The following is a 1,580-nucleotide window of genomic DNA, read 5'->3' as shown; positions in this document are numbered from 1 at the left end:
TAAACCCCGTCTCCCAGGGGAAATCCCGTATACTCCGCATTATGACGGTCCACAAGGCTTATTGACTGCTCCGGCCTGATCACCGCTTCACCGGTTCGTTCGATCCCCTGCAGCGGCCTTTCCGCCATCGTGTACAGCTCAGGGTTCTCTTCGTTGGAATTTATAGATTCGTTCATAACTTATTTGGGCGGCTCCTCCCTGTGGTCGGACCGGGCTTTGCGGGGCTCCGCTATTCGCTCCGGCCTCCTCGGGGCCCCCGGCCCCTGCGGGGTCTGCCTTCGGCACCCCTCCAATCCCTGCCGCGGGAAGAGCTACATCCTCCTGCATTACTTTCTCTTTCTCAAAATGACCACGATAACTGCGGCAATTACCAGCAGTACACCGGCACCAACTACAGAGAGCAGCCAGGATGTTTGCAGCTGGTTCACTGTCGAATTTGATGATGCCCCATCTTCACTTGTAATCGGATACTCCCGAACATCCTCCGGCTGTTCGGTCACCATCTCTGCAAGATACCCGCCAAAGCACCATCCCTTATAACCTGATTCGCTTATCACCTCTACCCAGGAGGCGGTGATGCCGTCAATGGTTTCAGTTTCCCTTTCTTCTGTTACCTGCACCTTTGTTCCTTCAGGCAATGTGGTAAAAAAGCCAGCTGAGGTATCAGGCTGTATTCTGAGGCGGAGGTTTGCTATAGTGGTATGGGTCGGCGAGAAATTCGAGAGGTCAGCCTGTATTTTGGGGTAGTCCATGGAACCGTCGGCCCGGGTGGGCCAGTGGAGGGTTGAGAGATCCACGGGTTCCAGTTTCATTTTTTGGATAAGCGCATCCTGAATGTCTTTATCGGCCAATACTAATTCACTAAGTTTAGTAGTATCATCATTCAGATAGATATCAAGGTAATCTCCATCAAATTCGAGAATCAGTTTAACAGTTTCATTTTTTTTGTTTGCAAAAGCATCCTGCCAATTTGTTAGCACCGAGCCTGTCACATAATTTACAATAGCAGTTATCCAATAAGTGTTTTGATCTTTTTTTTCAATCTTTGTGATAATAAAACTATTTGTACCATCGGGTGGAAATGTCACGATGAGAGTTATATTATAAAAACGAAATCCTTGTGCATAATACCATTCATTCCACCAATCAAATCGACCCTGGGCATTATAATCATCCCGCCAAAATGGTTCATAGTTATATAAATATTCTCGTGGGTTTTCTGCATAGAGTGCCGGCAACAGATAGGAAGAAATCCATTCATCCCTGCCATTTTGGGTCTTTTCTCTCCTCACAGGCCCTATTAACTTTTCAGGAAGGGGATCGGAGTCGACAGGCATAACATCGGCCACCAAAACCCACGAAACCCTTTTATCATCCTTAAACCGTATTCGAAATGGATATCCAGAGACCATGCCATCTGATTCAATAATCGAACCTTTTGGCAGTGAAAACATGGTGGTATCTCCAACTTCGTGGTGATAGGCATAGGTCTCCCGGATACATTCATACTGAATATCCCAGTCTCTTGAGGATAAAGAGCTAAGGGCAGATGCCGTCAGAAAAAGAATAAATAGGTATTT

2 protein-coding genes are annotated in these 1,580 nt (G+C 46.9%); both read right to left on the bottom strand.

What is annotated here, in order from left to right; all coding sequences use genetic code 11:
* Positions 1-138 precede the first annotated feature (138 nt).
* The gene (locus F459_RS24350; protein WP_020614773.1) at positions 139-327 is read right to left on the bottom strand and encodes a hypothetical protein; all 189 of its coding nucleotides are present in this window, start codon (positions 325-327) and stop codon (positions 139-141) included.
* The coding region (locus F459_RS22955) for an SH3 domain-containing protein (protein WP_033302372.1) at positions 327-1,580 on the bottom strand (1,254 nt) is incomplete at its 5' end. The genes F459_RS22955 and F459_RS24350, both read right to left, overlap by 1 nt.

It is taken from the genome of Sediminispirochaeta bajacaliforniensis DSM 16054 (assembly GCF_000378205.1).
GTDB lineage: Bacteria > Spirochaetota > Spirochaetia > DSM-16054 > Sediminispirochaetaceae > Sediminispirochaeta > Sediminispirochaeta bajacaliforniensis.
Note: the sequence above shows the minus strand (reverse complement) of the source record. Positions and strands in the feature narration are given on the sequence as shown.

Bases quoted from the DNA above. Each gene is read 5' to 3' on its own strand.
- F459_RS24350 (WP_020614773.1), bottom strand. From the start codon at position 327: ATGCAGGAGGATGTAGCTCTTCCCGCGGCAGGGATTGGAGGGGTGCCG.